This is a genomic window from Pseudomonas thivervalensis, assembly GCF_001269655.1.
In the GTDB taxonomy this organism is placed as follows: Bacteria; Pseudomonadota; Gammaproteobacteria; order Pseudomonadales; family Pseudomonadaceae; genus Aquipseudomonas; species Aquipseudomonas thivervalensis.
The window spans coordinates 15,306-33,680 of sequence record NZ_LHVE01000007.1 but is presented as its reverse complement, the minus strand read 5'-3'; the positions used below and the strand labels follow the sequence as shown (position 1 = coordinate 33,680).

General features: G+C 62.3%; 18 protein-coding genes and 1 riboswitch. Of the genes, 12 read left to right on the top strand and 6 right to left on the bottom strand.

Annotation, left to right across the window (positions count from 1 at the left end; genetic code table 11):
• The first annotated feature begins 481 nt into the window (after positions 1-481).
• On the top strand, positions 482-2,098 hold the full coding sequence (gene nadB / locus AD659_RS08010) for an L-aspartate oxidase (RefSeq protein ID WP_053120043.1): 1,617 nt from the start codon (positions 482-484) through the stop codon (positions 2,096-2,098).
• Here the strand turns inward: nadB and AD659_RS08005 are convergent.
• Both AD659_RS08005 and AD659_RS08000 read right to left on the bottom strand, forming a co-directional pair.
• Positions 2,067-2,519, bottom strand: a complete 453-nt coding sequence (locus tag AD659_RS08005; RefSeq protein ID WP_053120041.1) for a protein YgfX — start codon at positions 2,517-2,519, stop codon at positions 2,067-2,069. The two genes, nadB and AD659_RS08005, sit on opposite strands and share 32 nt — an antisense overlap.
• Positions 2,503-2,757 carry an FAD assembly factor SdhE gene (locus AD659_RS08000; protein WP_003184348.1) on the bottom strand — a complete coding sequence of 85 codons (255 nt, stop codon included), beginning with the start codon at positions 2,755-2,757 and terminating at the stop codon, positions 2,503-2,505. Before AD659_RS08000 ends, AD659_RS08005 begins: the two co-directional genes overlap by 17 nt.
• A 149-nt stretch (positions 2,758-2,906) precedes the next feature.
• On the opposite strand from AD659_RS08000, the gene ygfZ reads away from it, so the two are divergent.
• Together ygfZ and AD659_RS07990 are read left to right on the top strand one after the other, a co-directional pair.
• Positions 2,907-3,848 (top strand): CAF17-like 4Fe-4S cluster assembly/insertion protein YgfZ, encoded by a 942-nt coding sequence (gene ygfZ, locus AD659_RS07995; protein WP_053120038.1) that lies wholly within the window; start codon positions 2,907-2,909, stop codon positions 3,846-3,848.
• Between the two features lie 35 nt (positions 3,849-3,883).
• Positions 3,884-4,705: an HDOD domain-containing protein gene (locus AD659_RS07990; RefSeq protein WP_053120036.1), complete on the top strand. Its 822-nt coding sequence runs from the start codon at positions 3,884-3,886 to the stop codon at positions 4,703-4,705.
• 167 nt (positions 4,706-4,872) lie between these two features.
• Here AD659_RS07990 and AD659_RS07985 read toward each other — a convergent pair whose 3' ends face one another.
• Both AD659_RS07985 and AD659_RS07980 read right to left on the bottom strand, forming a co-directional pair.
• Positions 4,873-6,264: a sensor histidine kinase gene (locus AD659_RS07985; RefSeq protein ID WP_053120034.1), complete on the bottom strand. Its 1,392-nt coding sequence runs from the start codon at positions 6,262-6,264 to the stop codon at positions 4,873-4,875.
• Entirely contained in the window at positions 6,257-6,928 is a 672-nt protein-coding gene (locus tag AD659_RS07980) for a response regulator (protein ID WP_003198779.1), read from the bottom strand. Before AD659_RS07980 ends, AD659_RS07985 begins: the two co-directional genes overlap by 8 nt.
• Positions 6,929-7,161: 233 nt before the next feature.
• On the opposite strand from AD659_RS07980, the gene AD659_RS07975 reads away from it, so the two are divergent.
• From AD659_RS07975 to AD659_RS07955, 5 genes are all read left to right on the top strand, one after another.
• Positions 7,162-8,454: an OprD family porin gene (locus tag AD659_RS07975; RefSeq protein ID WP_053120032.1), complete on the top strand. Its 1,293-nt coding sequence runs from the start codon at positions 7,162-7,164 to the stop codon at positions 8,452-8,454.
• Positions 8,455-8,531: 77 nt separating this feature from the next.
• Entirely contained in the window at positions 8,532-9,524 is a 993-nt protein-coding gene (locus AD659_RS07970) for a Bug family tripartite tricarboxylate transporter substrate binding protein (RefSeq protein ID WP_053120030.1), read from the top strand.
• A gap of 55 nt (positions 9,525-9,579) precedes the next feature.
• A complete protein-coding gene (locus AD659_RS07965; RefSeq protein WP_053120028.1) occupies positions 9,580-10,041 on the top strand; it encodes a tripartite tricarboxylate transporter TctB family protein in 462 nt (153 codons plus the stop codon).
• Position 10,042: 1 nt separating this feature from the next.
• Positions 10,043-11,557 carry a tripartite tricarboxylate transporter permease gene (locus tag AD659_RS07960; RefSeq protein WP_053120026.1) on the top strand — a complete coding sequence of 505 codons (1,515 nt, stop codon included), beginning with the start codon at positions 10,043-10,045 and terminating at the stop codon, positions 11,555-11,557.
• Positions 11,550-12,593 (top strand): AbrB family transcriptional regulator, encoded by a 1,044-nt coding sequence (locus tag AD659_RS07955; protein WP_053120024.1) that lies wholly within the window; start codon positions 11,550-11,552, stop codon positions 12,591-12,593. The genes AD659_RS07960 and AD659_RS07955 overlap by 8 nt, the downstream gene beginning before the upstream one ends.
• Positions 12,594-12,699: 106 nt before the next feature.
• On the opposite strand, the gene ung is transcribed toward AD659_RS07955, so the two are convergent.
• Entirely contained in the window at positions 12,700-13,392 is a 693-nt protein-coding gene (ung, locus tag AD659_RS07950) for a uracil-DNA glycosylase (RefSeq protein ID WP_053120022.1), read from the bottom strand.
• Positions 13,393-13,523: 131 nt separating this feature from the next.
• On the opposite strand from ung, the gene AD659_RS07945 reads away from it, so the two are divergent.
• Positions 13,524-14,636 (top strand): enoyl-CoA hydratase/isomerase family protein, encoded by a 1,113-nt coding sequence (locus tag AD659_RS07945; protein WP_053120020.1) that lies wholly within the window; start codon positions 13,524-13,526, stop codon positions 14,634-14,636.
• 184 nt (positions 14,637-14,820) lie between these two features.
• Here AD659_RS07945 and AD659_RS29100 read toward each other — a convergent pair whose 3' ends face one another.
• The gene (locus tag AD659_RS29100; protein WP_082341875.1) at positions 14,821-15,225 is read right to left on the bottom strand and encodes a hypothetical protein; all 405 of its coding nucleotides are present in this window, start codon (positions 15,223-15,225) and stop codon (positions 14,821-14,823) included.
• A gap of 304 nt (positions 15,226-15,529) precedes the next feature.
• Positions 15,530-15,631: riboswitch (guanidine-I (ykkC/yxkD leader) on the top strand.
• Between the two features lie 60 nt (positions 15,632-15,691).
• Here AD659_RS29100 and AD659_RS07940 point away from each other — a divergent pair.
• From AD659_RS07940 to AD659_RS07930, 3 genes are read left to right on the top strand one after another with little or no spacing between them, the layout of a single operon-like run.
• Positions 15,692-16,759, top strand: coding sequence for a putative urea ABC transporter substrate-binding protein (locus tag AD659_RS07940; protein ID WP_053120018.1), 1,068 nt, complete (start codon positions 15,692-15,694; stop codon positions 16,757-16,759).
• Positions 16,760-16,774: 15 nt separating this feature from the next.
• Complete coding sequence (locus tag AD659_RS07935) at positions 16,775-17,590, top strand: ABC transporter permease (RefSeq protein ID WP_053120016.1); 816 nt, start codon at positions 16,775-16,777, stop codon at positions 17,588-17,590.
• Complete coding sequence (locus AD659_RS07930) at positions 17,587-18,375, top strand: ABC transporter ATP-binding protein (RefSeq protein ID WP_053120014.1); 789 nt, start codon at positions 17,587-17,589, stop codon at positions 18,373-18,375. The genes AD659_RS07935 and AD659_RS07930 overlap by 4 nt, the downstream gene beginning before the upstream one ends.

The window sequence follows — 18,375 nt, the reverse complement described above, 5'->3', positions numbered from 1 at the left end:
AAAAGTTCTCCCCCTTCCAAGCAAGTTTCCGGCGCGCTCTGATCTCGGCACGCACGAAAAACGCAGCAGGAGATTCCCCGGCTGCGCGAATAATCTGTCGCCGGGCCTGTTGGCAGAGACTCCAATGGAAATCTTGCATCAACCCGACGCTGCTCCCTTTTGCAGACAACCGTCTATTGAACGTAGGCGCTTGGCAAAAGTTCCCGCTATTTATAGCGCTGCAAATAGAATAATGGACGACCATGACGTGATAAACAGCGTTCTGTCCTCGAAACAGCCGCCTTTGTCGACCCAGAGCCAAACGGATGATCCGACGAAGCGTGTCGCTTTTCTGTCACGCTGGTTTCACATTGCCATGAACGCCCGGCTATTGTGCCGGTCCCCCCCTCTATATACTAGTGGGCTGCGTGGCTGCCAGCCCCGTTTAAGCGGCGTCTGGCGCCAACCCCGACCCGGGTCGCCTTGAGCGGAAACCATTCGAATGAGCCAACAGTTTCAACACGATGTTCTGGTAATCGGCAGCGGAGCCGCCGGATTGAGTCTGGCCCTGACCTTGCCTGCGCATTTGCGCATCGCCGTACTGAGCAAGGGCGACCTGGCCAACGGTTCGACCTTTTGGGCCCAGGGCGGCGTCGCAGCCGTGCTGGACGATACCGACACCATTGAATCCCATGTCGACGACACCCTCAACGCCGGCGGTGGCCTTTGCGATCCGCAAGCGGTGCGTTTCACCGTCGAGCACAGCCGGGAAGCCATCCAGTGGCTGATCGACCAGGGCGTACCGTTTACCCGTGACGAACAATCGGGCACCGAAGACGGTGGTTTCGAGTTCCACCTGACCCGCGAAGGCGGCCACAGCCATCGGCGCATCATCCATGCGGCAGACGCCACTGGCGCAGCGATTTTCAAGACCCTGCTCGCCCAAGCGCAACAACGGCCGAACATCGAATTGCTGGAACAGCGCGTCGCGGTCGACCTGATCACCGAAAAACGCCTGGGCCTGGGCGGCGATCGCTGCCTCGGCGCTTACGTGCTCAATCGCGGCACCGGCGAAGTCGACACCTACGGCGCGCGCTTCGTCATCCTGGCGTCCGGTGGCGCAGCGAAAGTCTACCTTTATACCAGCAACCCCGACGGCGCCTGCGGCGACGGTATCGCCATGGCCTGGCGTTCGGGTTGCCGGGTGGCGAACCTGGAGTTCAACCAGTTCCACCCCACCTGCCTCTATCACCCACAAGCCAAGAGCTTCCTGGTGACCGAAGCCCTGCGTGGCGAAGGTGCCCACCTGAAGCTCCCCAACGGCGAGCGCTTCATGCAACGCTTCGATCCACGCGCCGAACTGGCACCACGTGACATCGTCGCACGGGCCATCGACCATGAAATGAAGCGTCTGGGTATCGATTGCGTTTACCTGGACATCAGCCACAAGCCCGAAGCGTTCATCAAGAGCCACTTCCCGACGGTGTACGAGCGCTGCCTGGAATTCTCCATCGACATCACCCAGCAACCGATCCCGGTGGTGCCGGCGGCGCATTACACCTGCGGTGGCGTGATGGTCGACCAACGGGGCCGCACCGATGTGCCGGGCCTGTATGCCATCGGCGAAACCAGCTTCACCGGCCTGCACGGTGCCAATCGCATGGCCAGCAACTCGCTGCTGGAGTGTTTCGTCTACGCCCGCTCGGCGGCGGCAGACATTCTCGAGCAATTGCCGCAGATCGCCATCCCGGCGGCCCTGCCCTCCTGGGACGCCAGCCAGGTCACCGACTCGGACGAAGACGTGATCATTGCGCACAACTGGGACGAACTGCGGCGTTTCATGTGGGATTACGTCGGCATCGTGCGCACCAACAAGCGCCTGCAACGGGCACAGCATCGGGTGCGCTTGTTGCTGGATGAAATTGACGAGTTCTACAGCAACTACAAAGTCAGTCGCGACCTGATCGAACTGCGCAACCTGGCCCAGGTGGCCGAACTGATGATTCGCTCGGCCATGGAGCGCAAGGAAAGCCGGGGGCTGCATTACACCCTCGACTACCCGAACCTGCTGCCCGAGGCGCTGGACACTATCCTGGTGCCGCCCACCTACGCCGGCTGAACCTGAGCCGCACCCGCAGGCGCCGATGAATATCCGGCGCCAGCGCGTCGCGCGGTACGCACAGCGAGCGGACCCGCCGCTCGCCCTGCAGGCGAAAACGCAGCACGATGATCATCGGCAGCGCCAGGCTATCAGGGCGCAGCTGCACCGCCCGCCAGCCATCGGCCCTGCTCCAGAGCTGCCAGCCCGCGGCATTGCGACGCAACCTGCTGAAGGCCTGGCGATGGGTCAGCCTTATATGCCGGGGAATCACCCACGCGCCATGGGCCAGGCACGATACGACACCGAGCGCTGCGGACCAGGACGGGACGGACAGCACAAACAACGAACCCAGGGCCAGAAACTGGGCCAGCAAATAGGCCCCCAGCAATTGCCCGGAGGCCTGCCAGTGGCATTCGAAGCGATTACTTGGGTTGGACACGGTCCAGGATCATCCGGACCATGCGCTGCAACTCAGGGTCTTCGGATTCGCTGCGTTCCATGAACCAGCCGAACATGTCCTGGTCTTCGCATTCGAGCAGGCGGACGTAGCATGCACGGTCCACTTCATTGAGATGGGGATACACCTCTTTCACGAACGGCACCAGCAACACGTCCAGCTCAAGCATGCCGCGGCGGCTGTGCCAGTAGAGGCGATTCAGTTCAACATCTTCGACCATGGAGCGCTCCTCAAATAGAGCGCAAGTATACAGACCCCGCCGCAGCGGAACAGACAGCTTTGGTCGGGCACCATCGATCCTTTGTGAACTACCCATTTCAAGGGCGTCCCCTTATGATGTCTACCAGACTTTTTACCCTGCGATGACCCATGGCTGATTCCGCTTTTTTCTGCACCCTGTCCCACGAAGGCGTCCTCGCGGTCCGCGGCGTGGATGCCAGCAAATTCCTGCAAGGCCAATTGACCTGCAACCTCGACTACCTGAGCGACAACCGGGCCAGCCTCGGCGCCCGCTGCACGCAGAAAGGCCGGATGCAATCGAGTTTCCGCATTCTGCTCGAAGGCGATGGTGTGTTGATGGCCATGGCCACCGAACTGCTCGAACCGCAACTGGCGGATCTGAAAAAATATGCGGTGTTCTCCAAATCCAAGCTCACCGATGAAAGCGCCGCCTGGGTTCGCTTCGGCCTGGAAAACGCCGACAAGACGCTGATTGGCCTGGGCCTCGAACTGCCGGGCGACACCGACAGCGTGGCGCGCCATGAAACCTTGATCGCCATCCGTGTCTCGCCCGGACGCGCCGAATTGTGGGCCCCCGCCGAACAGGCACAGGCGCTGCAGGCCCGCCTGGGCGCCGAACTGGCCGAGGCGGACCTGAACCCCTGGCTGCTGGGCCAGGTTCGCGCCGGGATCGGCCAGGTCATGCCAACCACCCGCGAACTGTTCATCCCACAGATGCTCAACCTGCAAGCCGTCGGCGGCGTCAGTTTCAAGAAAGGTTGCTACACCGGCCAGGAGATCGTCGCCCGCATGCAATACCTGGGCAAGCTCAAGCGGCGCCTGTATCGCCTGCAACTGGACGCCAGCGAGCTGCCGGAACCCGGCACGGCGCTGTTCTCCCCCACGCATGGCAGCTCCATCGGCGAAGTGGTGATTGCCGCTCGCGGCGAGGGAAACATTGAACTGCTGGCGGTATTGCAGGCCGAAGCAGCAGAAGACGACAATCTGCACCTGGGTGCCTTGGAAGGCCCTCGTCTTCAATTGTTGGACCTGCCTTACGAACTGGACCGCGACCGCGAAATCCAGCGCTGATCGCAGCATTTGTCGCAATACCCTAGAGAACCGAAATGAGCGATTTGGCGGATAAGGTCCAACGGGATTTGGTGCAGGCCATCGATAACGATGACTTGGTTCTGCCAACATTACCGGAAGTGGCCCTGCAGATTCGCCGGGCCGCCGAAGACCCGGAAATCAGCGTCAGCAACCTGAGCAAAGTGATCGGCCGCGATACGGCGCTCTCGGCGCGCCTGATAAAAGTGGTCAACAGCCCTTTGCTGCGCGCCACCCAGGAAGTCACTGACCTGCACACGGCCATCACGCGACTGGGCGTCAACTACAGCAGCAACCTGGCCATCGGCTTGGTCATGGAGCAGATTTTCCATGCCCGCTCCGAGGTGGTGGAACTGAAGATGCGCGAAGTCTGGCGCAAGAGCCTGGAGATCGCCGGCGTCAGCTATGCACTGTGTCGCGGCTACACCCAACTCAAGCCCGACCAGGCCGCGTTGGGTGGGCTGGTGCACCAGATCGGCGTGCTGCCGATCCTTACGTATGCCCAGGACAATAACGAACTGCTGTCGGACCCGGTCAGCCTCAACCACGTCATCGAAACAATTCATCCGGTGCTGGGGGATAAATTACTCAGCGTCTGGGAGTTCCCGGAGCGGTTGGTGAAGCTGCCGGGGTTGTACCTGGATTTCAGCCGGGACTCCAAGCAAATCGATTATGTCGACCTGGTGCAGGTCGCCGCGCTGTATTGCTACAAGGACACCGACCATCCCCTGGCCAGGATTGACGTATTCGGCGTCCCGGCCTTCAAGAAACTGGGCATTGACCCGGAGAACAAGGCCCGCTGCGCGGATATCGACGAAGCGCGGTCGATGTTCTATTAGACATCTGAAGCCATGAAGGTCTCTCTGGCCATGCCGCTCTTTTGTGGTCAGGAGACGCTTTTGTGGCGAGGGAGCTTGCTCCCGCTCGGTCGCGCAGCGACCGCAAAGCTTAGGGCTGCTTCGCATCCCAGCGGGAGCAAGCTCCCTCGCCACAGGGTTTTGCATCGTCAGGTCTCTCCGGGAATAAAACTCACCCGCACCTTCAATCCACGCTCCAGCCCATCGTGCAAGGTGATCTGCGCCAGATGCGCGCGGCAGATTTCGCCGACGATCGCCAACCCGAGCCCCGAACCGGCCACTTGCTGGTTGCGTCGATAGAACCGCTCGAACACCCGGTCCCGTTCGTGCAGCGGAATCCCGGGCCCGTCGTCCTCGACTTCCAGCACCGCCGGTGCTGAAACCCGCAGAATCACATTGCCACCCGATGGGGTATGAGCCAGGGCGTTGTCCACCAGATTGCTCAACAGCTCGTTCAAGAGGGTCGGCTCGCCCCGCAGCCAGACCGGTTCGTCGGCTTCCAGCGCCAGCGCCACCCCTCGGGCATGGGCCAGCGGGGCCATGGCCATGCCCAGTTCACGGGCCAACTGGCTGAGATCGAGCAACTGCGCGCCGCCTTCGGCAATGGCCCGGGCGCCGTTTTCCACCCGCGCCAGGGACAGCAACTGGTTGGCCAGGTGAGTCAATCGATCGGTCCCCTGAGCTGCGGTTTCCAGGGTTTCACGCCAGGTCGTCGGCTCGCTGGCGCGCAAGCCCAGCTCCAGGCGCGCCTTGAGCGCGGCCAAGGGCGTGCGCAGTTCATGGGCGGCATCGGCGATGAACTGCGCCTGGCGCTCGAACTGCCCGCGCAGACGCTCGGTAAAATGGTTGAGGGCCCGCACCAGCGGCCATAATTCGTGTTGCACTTCCACCAGGGGCAACGGCCGCAGATCGTCCGGCTGGCGCTCTTCCACCGCCGTGCGCAAGCGCTCCAGCGGACGCAACGCCGCGCTGACGGCAAACCACACCAACAGCAGCGCGCCCACAGCCAGCATGCCCAGGCGCAACAGCGTGTCAGCCATCAGGCCCCGGGCCATGCTGACCCGCGCCTCTTCAGTCTCGGCCACGCGAATTTCCGCCATGCCGTTCATGTTCGGCTCGCTCACAGCCTTGAGCAGGCTCACCACCCGCACGGTCTGCCCTTGATACTGGGCGTTATAAAAACGGGCCAGGGCAGGGTAATCGTCCGTACGTGGCGTCCCGGGTGGCGGGCCAGGGAGGTTTTCGTAACCGGAGATCAATTTTTTGTCGATGTCATTGACCTGGTAATAAATGCGTCCGGCGCTGTCGTAGGCAAAGGTGTCCAGGGCCACGTAGGGCACATCCGCGCTGAGGCTGCCGTCGCGCTGGGACAGGCCCGCGGCGATGGTCCGGGCCGAAGCCAGCAGGGTCCGATCGTAGGCGGTGTCCGCCGCTTCGCGACCGTTCCAGTAGGCGCTCAAACCGCTGGCGAGCATCAGCACCACCAACAGCAACGCCAGGTTCCTGAGCAGCCGCCAGCGCAGGCTGTCGGGCTTATGCATTGCGGTTTTCCAGCAGATAGCCCAAGCCGCGGAATGTCACGATCGCCACCGCATGACCGTCGAGTTTCTTGCGCAGGCGGTGGACATAGATTTCGATGGCGTCGGGGCTGGCCTCTTCGTCCAGGCCGAACACCTGGGCCGCCAGTTGCTCCTTGCTCATGACCCGCCCCGGCCGGGCGATCAAGGCTTCCAGCACGGCTTGCTCGCGGGAGGTCAGGGTCAGCAATTCATCGTCGAGGGTAAAACGGCGGGTGTCCAGGTCATAGACCAGCCCGCCACAACGCTGCTGGCGTTCTCCGCCCAGTACGCTGCGGCGCAGCAGGGCCTTGACCCGGGCCTCCAGCTCCGTGAGTTCGAATGGCTTGGCCAGGTAATCGTCGGCCCCCAGGTTAAGGCCATGGACGCGGTCCTTGACGTCGCTGCGGGCGGTCAACATCAACACCGGCAAGGTCTTGCCGCGGGCCCGCAGGCGCGCCAGCACCTCGAAGCCGTCCATGCGCGGCAGCCCGACATCGAGGACCGCCACGGCGTATTCCTCGCTGCTCAAGGCCAGGTCGGCCGCAACGCCATCATGCAACACATCCACGGTCAAACCGGTGCTCTTGAGCGCCTGGGCAACGCTTTCGGCGAGCTGCAGATGGTCTTCGACGAGCAGGACACGCATGGTTATTCCTCGATTCAGGGATGGCCGACGCCATTCTTTGGCGCGGAGTTTACAGCCGCATCCGCCACTGTGAAGCCAAAAAACACACTGAAAGCTTTTGAAAGGTTAGCGAAAGGTTGGGCCGTTAGAGTCCTCCCACGGACGGTTTCGGCTGTCCGTCGCGACGCACATCGCGAACGAAAAACGCCTCGAAGCGTTTTCGCCAAATAAGAACAATAAAGCGGAGTACCACCATGCTGTCCATGCAGCCCCAGGCCCCAGCGCCTGCTCGCCTTTCCCGCTTCAACAAGACCGCCCTGGCCAGCGCCGCCGCCCTCGCCGGCTTTTCGCCGATGAGCCAGGCTGCCTTCATCGAAGACAGTACGGCAACCTTCGAAACCCGCAACATGTATTTCAACCGCGACTTCCGCGACGGCACCAACGCGCAGCAATCCAAGCGTGACGAATGGGCCCAGGGGTTCATGCTCAACCTGCAATCGGGCTACACCGAAGGCACCGTGGGGTTCGGTATCGACGCATTGGGGATGCTTGGGGTCAAGCTCGACTCCAGCCCGGACCGCACCGGCACCGGCCTGCTGCCCACCCACGACGATGGTCGCGCCGCTGACGAATATTCCAAGCTGGGCCTGACCGGCAAGGTGAAGATCTCCGCTACGGAGCTGAAAATCGGCAGCCTGATTCCAGAACTCCCCATCCTCAAGCCCAACGACGGGCGCATCCTGCCGCAGACCTTCGAAGGCGGCATGTTGACCTCCAACGAAATCAAGAACCTGACCTTCACCGGCGGGCGCTTGAACAACGCCAAGGATCGCGACGACACCAACTACGAGGACATTGCCCTCAACAACAAGAACGGCCGTTTTGCTGGCAGCGTGGCCGGCGAGCATTTCAGTTTCGGCGGCCTGGACTACAAGTTCACCGACAAGATCACCGGCCGTTATCACTTCGCCCAGCTCAGCGAAGTCTACAACCAGCACTTCTTCGGCCTGGTCTCTTCCCACGCCATCGGCCCCGGTACGTTCGGCACCGACCTGCGCCTGGCGATCAGTGATGACCAGGGCGCAGCCCGCGGCGGCAAGATCGACAACAAGGCCCTCAATGGCCTGGTGAGCTACGCTTTGAACGGCCACAAGGTCAGCGCCGGTTACCAGCACATGTCCGGTGACAGTGCCTTCCCCTATGTCGATGGCAGCGACCCATACCTGGTCAACTTCGTACAGATCAATGACTTTGCCGAAGCCGACGAGCGTTCCTGGCAAGCACGCTACGACTATGACTTCGGCAAGCTGGGGATCCCGGGGCTGAGCTTCATGAGTCGCTACATAAGCGGCGACAACATTTCGCTGCGCAACGGTGACAGCGGCAAGGAATGGGAACGCAACAGCGAGATCAAGTACGTGGTGCAAAGCGGCACGTTCAAGGACGTTGCCGTACGCCTGCGCAACGCGACCTACCGTTCCAACTATTCGGCCCGCGATGCCGATGAAATGCGCCTGCTGGTCAGCTACAGCGTCGCGCTCTGGTAACCGACGGTCGCCGGGTCCACGAGGGTCCGGCGCCACCCTACTGGCAACACACAACAACAACTCCTGTGGAGACGATGATGAACCTATCACTGCGTAAAGTAGCCCTGGCAGCCGGATGCCTGATGTTCGCCGGGCAATTGCTCGCCGCTGATCCATCCAAAGAGCCCAAGCGCCCCGAATGCATCGCCCCGGCTTCCCCTGGCGGCGGTTTCGACCTGACGTGCAAACTGGCGCAAAGCGCGCTGGTCAACCAGAAGCTGCTGACGAAACCGATGCGCGTCACCTACATGCCCGGCGGTGTCGGCGCGGTGGCCTACAACGCCGTGGTCGCCCAGCGTCCGGCCGATGCCGGCACGCTGGTGGCCTGGTCCAGCGGTTCGCTGCTGAACCTGGCCCAAGGCAAATTCGGCCGCTTCGATGAAACCAATGTGCGCTGGCTCGCTGCCGTGGGCACCAGCTATGGCGCCATCGCCGTGAAAAGCGATTCGCCCTACAAGACCCTCGACGATCTGGTACAGGCCCTGAAGAAAGATCCAGGTTCGGTGGTGATCGGCTCCGGCGGCACCGTGGGTAGCCAGGACTGGATGCAGACGGCCCTTATCGCCAAGGCAGCCGGTATCAACCCTCGCGACCTGCGTTACGTGGCCCTCGAAGGCGGCGGCGAAATCGCCACCGCGCTGCTCGGTGGGCACATCCAGGTCGGCAGTACGGATATTTCCGACTCCATGCCGCACATCCAGAGCGGCGACATGCGCCTGCTCGCCGTGTTTGCCGAGAAACGCATCGACGAGCCGGAAATGAAAGACATTCCGACCGCTGTGGAACAAGGCTACAACATCGTCTGGCCGGTGGTTCGCGGCTTCTACCTCGGGCCGAAAGTCAGCGATGAAGACTACGCCTGGTGGAAAGACGCTTTCGACAAGCTGCTGGCTTCCGAAGAGTTCGCCAAGCTGCGCGATCAGCGCGAGCTGTTCCCGTTTGCCATGACCGGCCCGGAACTGGACACCTACGTGAAGAAGCAAGTGGCTGATTACAAGGTGCTGGCCAAAGAGTTCGGCCTGATCCAGTAATCCTCCCTGTTCTCGCGGCGGCGCCGGTACTGTCGGCGCCGCCCAGGAGTTAGTCATGCTCACCATCCAACGTATTTTTGCCGCGGTGCTGCTGCTGGTCTGTATCGGCCTGGCGCTGATGGCCTGGCCCTATCAGGCCGCGTTTTCCTACGAACCGGTCGGCCCGCGCGCCTTTCCATTATTGATCCTGGGACTGATGGGCCTGGCGCTGCTGTACATGCTGTTTCGCCCTACGCCCGTGGTGCACAGCGAGGACGACCCGCAACTGGACCGCGAAACCCTGCAGAAGATCGGCATCTGCGTGGCGCTGCTGCTGGTCTTCGCCGGGACCTTCGAACCCCTGGGCTTCATCGTCGCCAGCATCCTGGTCGGTGTGCCGATGGCGCGCCTGTATGGCGGTCGCTGGGTACCGAGCGTGGTGATCATCAGCCTGATGGCCATCGGTCTTTATCTGTTGTTCGACAAGCTGATGGACGTGCCGCTGCCCCTGGGCCTGCTCGACGTCCTGGAGAATTGATATGGATACCCTGAATTATCTCGGCCAGGGTTTTGGCGTTGCACTGACCCCCTACAACCTCGTCACAGCCCTGAGCGGCACCTTGATCGGCACCGTGGTCGGCCTGCTGCCGGGCCTGGGCCCGATCAACGGCGTGGCGCTGCTGATCCCGATTGCCTTCGCACTGGGGCTGCCGCCGGAATCGGCGCTGATCTTGCTGGCGGCGGTGTACCTGGGGTGCGAATACGGCGGACGCATCAGCTCGATCCTGCTTAACATCCCCGGTGAAGCCTCCACCGTGATGACCACCCTCGACGGCTACCCGATGGCTCGCCAAGGTCTGGCCGGGGTGGCGTTGTCGCTGTCGGCGTGGAGCTCGTTCATCGGTGCGCTCATCGCTACCTGCGGCATGGTGTTGTTCGCACCGCTGCTGGCCAAATGGGCGATTGCGTTCGGGCCGGCGGAATACTTCGTCCTGATGGTGTTCGCCATTGTCTGCCTCGGCGGCATGGCCGGCGACCGACCGCTCAAGACCTTCATCGCGGCGCTGATCGGCCTGTTCCTGTCCAGTGTCGGGATCGACGCCAACAGCGGCGTCTATCGCTTCACCGGTGACAACATCCACCTGACCGACGGTATTCAGTTCGTCGTGCTGGTGCTGGGCTTGTTCTCCATCAGTGAAATCCTGTTGCTGCTGGAGAAAACCCATCGCGGCCAGGAAGCGGTGGAAGCCACCGGGCGGATGATGTTCAACCTCAAGGAAGCGGCCTCGGTGTTCTGGGTGAACATCCGCTGCGGCGTGCTGGGTTTCATCATGGGCGTATTGCCTGGCGCGGGCGCGACCCTGGCCAGTGCCGTGGCCTACATGACTGAAAAACGCATGGCCGGCGCCAGTGGCACGTTCGGCCAAGGCGACAAGCGCGGCCTCGCGGCGCCGGAAACCGCCATCGGCGGCGCGGCCTGCGGTGCGCTGGTGCCAATGCTGACCCTCGGCGTTCCCGGCTCGGGCACCACGGCGGTGATGATCGGCGCGCTGTCGCTGTACAACATCACCCCCGGTCCCCTGCTGTTCCAGCAACAGCCGGACATCGTCTGGGGCCTGATCGCCTCGTTGTTCGTCGCCAACATCATGCTGGTGATCCTCAACATCCCGATGATCCGCATCTTCACCCGTATCCTGGCAGTGCCGAACTGGGCGCTGGTGCCGGTCATTGCGATCATCACCGGGATCGGCGTCTACGCGGTGCATGCCACCACGTTCGACCTGTTCCTGATGATCGGCATCGGCATCTTCGGCTACATCCTGCGCAAGCTGGATTTCCCGCTGTCGCCGGTCCTGCTGGGCTTCATCCTCGGTGGGCTGATGGAGCAGAACCTGCGGCGTGCGCTGTCGATCTCCAACGGCGCGCTGGAAATTCTCTGGTCGAGCCCGATCACCTTCGGCTGCTGGATCCTGACGGCGATCATGTTGTTCCTGCCCCTGCTGCGCATCTGGCGTCGTCGCAGTGCCCAGCGTCGTGCCCTGGCCAATGTCTAAGGCAACAACCTTCAGACAATGGTGGGGAACACCGCTGGTCGGTCTGGCCGGCGGTTACCTGGCCAGCCTGATCGGCTGGCCATTGCCCTGGATGGTCGGCTCGTTGCTGGCGATCATCCTGGTGCGCTGTCTCACGCCGTGGCAACTGATGGAAATCCCCGGCGGCCGCAAATGCGGCCAATGGGTGGTGGGCATCGGCATCGGCCTGCACTTCACCCCCGTGGTGATGGAGCAGGTCCTGAGCCACTTCGGCCTGATCTTCTTCGGCGCGCTGATCACCAGCGTGTCCAGCGTGGTGAGTGTCTGGCTGATGCGGCGCACCGGCGAGGACCGCGCCACCGCGTTCTTCTCGAGCATGCCGGGCGGTTCCGGCGAAATGGTCAACCTTGGCGCCCGCAACGGCGCGGACCTCAGCCGTGTCGCGGCGGGCCAGAGCCTGCGGGTGCTGGTGGTGGTGCTGTGTGTGCCGGCGGCCTTCAAGTACCTGTTGGGCGACGGCACCCCAATGCAACACCCCACGACGGTGGACTGGCTGTGGCTGGCAATCCTGTTCCCGGCGGGCGCCCTGCTCGCCTGGGTCTGGGAGCGCTTGCGCCAACCCAATCCCTGGTTGTTCGGGCCGTTGCTGGTGAGCGCGGCGGTGAGCATCGGTTGGGACCTGCACATTGGCCTGCCCAACGGCGCCAGCCAGCTCGGCCAGTGGCTGATCGGCAGCGGCTTGGGTTGTCATTTCAACCGGCAGTTCTTTCGTCGGGCACCGTCGTTCATGGGCCGCACATTGGTTGGCACAGTGTTGACGATGCTGATCGCCACCCTGGCGGCCTTGGGCCTGAGCACCCTGACCCATCTGGATCTGCGTTCGTTGACCCTGGGCATGATGCCCGGCGGCATTGCGGAAATGAGCCTGACGGCGGAGACGCTGCAATTGTCGGTGCCGTTGGTGACGGCGTTGCAGGTGATGCGGTTGTTGTTCGTGCTGTTTCTGGCGGAGCCGTTGTTCAGGTATTGGACGAGCAGGCCGGGTTCGGACTTGTAGACCGAATTGCCTTCATCGCGAGCAAGCTCGCTCCCACAGGGACTTGTGTTGCCTGGAACCCTGTGGGAGCGAGCTTGCTCGTGATCGGGCCTTCATGGCCAACCGCTCAAACCGGCGGCAACCGCCACTCGATCGGCTGCTCGCCATGCTGCTGGAGAAACTTGTTGGTCCGGCTGAAATGGCCACAACCAATAAAGCCTCGGTGGGCCGACAGCGGTGACGGGTGGACCGAGGTCAACACCAGATGCTTGGTCGCGTCGATCAGCTTCTGCTTGCTCTGGGCATGGGCGCCCCACAGCAGGAACACCAGGTTCGACTGGTGTTCGCTGACCACCTCAATGACCCGGTCGGTAAAGTGTTGCCAACCTTTCTTGGCATGGGCATTGGCGTTGGCGCGCTCCACGGTCAAGGTCGTGTTAAGCAGCAACACGCCTTGGTCGGCCCAGCTTTGCAGATAACCGTGATTCGGGATGTCGATGTTCAAATCACGCTTCAATTCCTTGTAGATGTTCACCAGCGACGGCGGTGTCGGCACGCCTGGTTGCACCGAGAAGCACAACCCATGGGCCTGGCCTGGACCGTGGTACGGATCCTGTCCGAGAATCACCACTTTGACCTTGTCCAGCGGCGTGGAATTGAGGGCATTGAAAATCAACGATGCCGGTGGATAAATTTCCTTGCCGGCGGCGTATTCACTGCGCAAAAACTCACGCAACTCCGCCATGTAGGGCTGGTCGAACTCGGCACGCAGTGCCTGCTTCCAGCTCGGTTCGAGTTTGATACGGTCGTCAGCAGTCATGGTTGCATCCGGTAAAAACAATGGGCGCACCCTAGGAAAGCCTACAGGGCTTGTCAATTGATCTGACGCAGAACCGGCACTTTCCCACGCAGCGGTCATACTGAACATTCAATTTTCTGATCGAGGTCACGATGAATCTGCACTTCGAAGAACTCACCGGCATCGACGGTGCCCGTATCGGCATCGCCACCCTGGACGCCGAGAAATCCCTGAACGCCCTGTCCCTGCCCATGATCAACGCCTTGCGTGATCGCCTCGATGCCTGGGCCCGAGAACCGCAGGTCGTTTGTGTGCTGTTGCGCGGCAATGGCGCCAAGGCCTTCTGCGCCGGCGGTGAAGTGCGCAGCCTGGTGGAGGCCTGCCGCGCTCATCCCGGCGAAGTACCACCGCTGGCAGCACAATTCTTCGCGGCGGAATACCGCTTGGACTTCAACCTGCACACCTACCCAAAACCCTTGCTGTGCTGGGGCCACGGCTATGTACTGGGTGGCGGCATGGGCCTGCTGCAAGGCGCCAGTACCCGCATAGTCACGCCCAGCAGCCGCCTGGCGATGCCGGAGATCAGCATCGGCCTGTACCCGGATGTCGGCGCCAGTTGGTTCCTGTCGCGCCTGCCCGGCAAACTCGGGCTGTTTCTCGGCCTGACCGGCGCCCACATGAATGCCCGGGACGCCATCGACCTGGGCCTGGCCGACCGTTTTCTGCTGGACGAACAACAGGACGACCTGATCGAAGGCCTGCTGCAACTCAACTGGCAGGAGCAGACCGAGATGCAGCTCAACAGTTTGCTCAAGGCCTTGCAGCAGGAGGCCATCACCCAACTGCCCGAAGCCCAATGGCTGCCGCGACGGTCGAAAATCGATGAGTGGTTGGATGTCAGCGATGTGCGCTGCGCCTGGAAAGTCCTCAGCCTGCTGGTGGACCACCCTGATCCGCTGATCGCTCGGGCCGCCAAGACCATGACCGAAGGCTCGCCATTGACCGCTCATCTGGTCTGGGAACAGATCGCTCGAGCCCGGCATTTATCGTTGGCCGGTGTGTTCCGGATGGAATACACCTTGAGCCTCAACTGTTGCCGCCATCCGGAGTTCAGCGAAGGCGTGCGAGCGCGGCTGATCGACAAGGATCACAAGCCTCGTTGGCATTGGCCGGACATCAACCATGTGCCCGAAGCGGCGGTCGAGGCGCATTTTCACAAGGCCTGGGAAGGACGGCATCCGTTGGCGGATTTGTCCAACGAATAAACGAGCCTGAAAAGAGATCCCTGTGTGGGAGTGAGCTTGCTCGCGATAGCGACATGTCAGACACATCAATGCTGGCTGACCCGACGCCATCGCGAGCAAGCTCGCTCCCACAAAGGTGATCCCATAAGGTTATTTCAGGCATAAAAAAGCGGCGCTCAATGCGCCGCTTTTTGCTGTCTGTCCATTACCGATGGCTACCCCGTCCATCATGATCACCGCGTCCCCGATGATCGTGCCCGCGGTCACGTCCGCCCCGGCCACGGCGGTCGTCGTTCCAGCCACCCCGATCGCGGCCGTCCCAGCCCCCTCGGTGTGGATAAGACCGGTACGCCGCTCGCGGTGGCGAGTAGTAGCGTGGGCCTTGTTGGTAATAGCGCGGTGCCGAGTAATAGCGCGGCGCCGGTTGGTAGTACCGCGGGGCGTAATAGCCGCGCGGTGCCGAATAGTAACTCCCGCCACCGCTGTAATAGGCCGGCGCCGGTGAGGTATAGACCTCGGAACGGTAGTAGCTCGAGTCTCCGTCGTAATAAGGCACGCAGGCCGAAAGAGTCAAACCGAGAAACGCAATGAGCAGCAGTCGTCGATACATGGCGGCCTCCTGGACCGCGGATGGGCCACATCAGCGACGCTGATGGGCGGCAGTCAACGTTGTGTGACTGACACAAACTCAGACAGCGAAATCGGAATCTGGTGCGCCATGGCAACAACTAGAAACATGTCGCTCGTCGCCCTCTTCCGGTGCGCGATAGCACCACAAGCAAGCACAAATCCGTGCTCACTCCCCCTCTTCTCACACCTACCCTCTCTGGCCCGGGCCTTTGCCCGAATTGGCACGGCTCTCGCTTTAACAAACTCCGTGCAGGAGTCATCACAGGTTCGCGGCACCACAATTTGCAATGGCTGACTAGGGTTCCGGCTCGCTTCTGGCGAGTGGCTGGTCCGAGAGTTGGCGACCTCCAGTTGAGGTTACACGGCGGGACAAAAGCCCGGGAGACAAGCCACCGTTCGCGGTGCCGCGTTGCTCCTGTCCGCCCTTGATCAACTGGAGAACCACCATGTTCAAGCTTCGTCTGTCCGCCCTGCTCCTCGCCGCGCTCTCGGCCCTCATGAGCCTCTCGTCCGCCGCCGCACAAAAAGACCACTTCAGCGTCTGCTGGACCATTTACGCCGGCTGGATGCCCTGGGAATACGCCGGCAGCCAAGGCATCGTCGATAAATGGGCGAAAAAATACGGCATCAAGATCGATGTCGTGCAGCTCAACGATTACGTCGAATCCATCAACCAGTACACCGCCGGTCAGTTCGATGGCTGCACCATGACCAACATGGACGCCCTGACCATTCCCGCCGCCGGCGGCGTGGACAGCACCGCGCTGATCGTCAGCGATTTTTCCAACGGCAACGACGGCATCGTCCTCAAGGGTGAGGGCAAGAAAGTCGCTGACCTCAAGGGCATGGACGTCAATCTGGTGGAACTGTCGGTGTCCCATTACCTGCTCGCCCGGGCCCTGGATTCGGTTGGCCTCGCCGAGAAAGACCTGAAAGTCGTCAACACCTCCGATGCCGATATCTCCGCTGCCTTCAACACCGACCAGGTCAAGGCCGTCACCACTTGGAACCCGATGCTCTCGGACATCAAGGCCCAGCCCGGCGTGAGCGAAGTGTTCAACTCCAGCCAGGTGCCCGGCGAGATCATGGACATGATGGTGGTCAACACCCAGACCCTGAAGGACAACCCGGCCCTGGGCAAAGCGTTGACCGGCGCCTGGTTCGAAGTGGTGGCACTGATGAACGCCAAGAACGCCGCAAGCCAGGCCGCGCTGGAGCACATGGCCAAAGCCTCGGGCACTGACCTCAAAGGTTTCCAGGCGCAACTGGACACCACCAAGCTGTTCGCCACGCCCAAGGAAGCCCTGAGTTTCGCCACCAGCGAGCAACTGCCCGCCACCATGGGCAAGGTGGCCGCGTTCTCGTTCCAGCACGGCTTGTTGGGCGAAGGCGCCAAGGACACGAACGCGGTCGGCATGGCGTTCGCCAATGGCGTGACCCGCGGCGACAAGGCCAACCTCAAGCTGCGCTTCGACCCGACCTACGTACAGCTGGCCGCCGACGCCAAGCTGTAAACCGGAGGACCTGGCATGCGCCTGATCAACCGCTACCCGGATCGTCCCAGCCGCTTGTTGCTGGTGATCCTGCCATTCGCGCTGGTGTTGTTCGCCTACTTCATGGGCTCGGCCGAACGGTTGACGGACAACCCCAACGACAAACTGCTGCCCAGCGCCGTGCAGATGGCCGATGCAGTCAAACGCCTGGCCTTCACCGCTGACGCTCGCAGCGGCGACTACCTGCTCTGGCAAGACACCGCGTCGAGCCTGCGCCGGTTGGCCATCGGCCTGGGCATCAGCGCCCTGGCCGGGCTGTGCCTGGGCATCGCCGCCGGCACGCTGCCGCTGTTGGGCGCACCGCTGTCGCCGTTGCTCACCGTGGTGTCGATGGTGCCGCCACTGGCGATTCTGCCGATCCTCTTCATCGTTTTCGGCCTCGGGGAATTGTCGAAAGTGATGCTGATCGTCATCGGCATCACGCCGTGCCTGGCCCGCGACCTGGAACAACGCGCCCGGGAAATTCCACCCGAGCTGCTGATCAAGGCCCAGACCCTCGGCGCTTCGACCTGGACCCTGATGCTGCGGGTGGTGTTGCCGCAATTGCTGCCGCGCCTGTTGATTTCCTTGCGGCTGATGCTGGGATCGGCCTGGCTGTTCTTGATCGCCGCCGAAGCCATCGCCTCCACCGATGGGTTGGGTTATCGGATTTTCCTGGTGCGTCGCTACTTGGCGATGGACGTGATCCTGCCGTACGTGGTGTGGATCACCCTGCTCGCCTGGCTGATGGACTGGGGCCTCAAGCGCCTGACCCAGCGAGCATTCCCTTGGTACGAGGGGGCGAAGGCATGAGCTTCATTACGGTGAACAACGTCTGGCAACAGTATGCCGACCAGGTGGTACTGGAGCGGTTGAACCTGCGGGTCGCCGAGGGTGAGTTCTGCACCCTGGTAGGCGCATCGGGTTGCGGCAAGTCGACTTTCCTGCGCTTGCTGCTGGGCCAGGAACGCGCCAGTCGCGGACAAATCCTGCTGGATGGCCAGCCGTTGGCCGGTGAACCCGACGCGAGCCGGGGCGTGGTGTTCCAGCGCTACTCGGTGTTCCCGCACCTGACGGTGCTGGACAACGTGGCCCTGGGCCTGGAGTTGCCACGCTCGCCGCTGCTGGGGCGTCTGTTCGGCAGCGCCAAACGCCTGGCCCGCGAAGACGCCGCACAACTGCTGGACAAGGTCGGCCTGGGCCATGCGCTGGACAAGTACCCGGCGCAACTGTCGGGCGGCATGCAACAGCGACTGGCGATTGCCCAGGCGCTGATCATGAAGCCCCGCGTCCTGCTGCTGGACGAACCCTTCGGCGCCCTCGACCCGGGCATTCGCAAAGACATGCATGCCTTGTTGCTGGCGCTGTGGCGCGAAACCCGGCTGACGGTGTTCATGGTCACCCATGACCTGTCCGAAGGTTTCAGCCTCGGCACGCGCCTGCTGGTGTTCGACAAGGTCCGCGCCGATCCCCACGCCCCCGGTGCCTACGGCGCACGCATTACCTACGACATTCCATTGAACAGCGACCGCCGCACCGCCCGTGCCGCCGTCGACGCCCTGCCCGCCGATCTGGCCGGCACTGTGCGTATCGCTTGA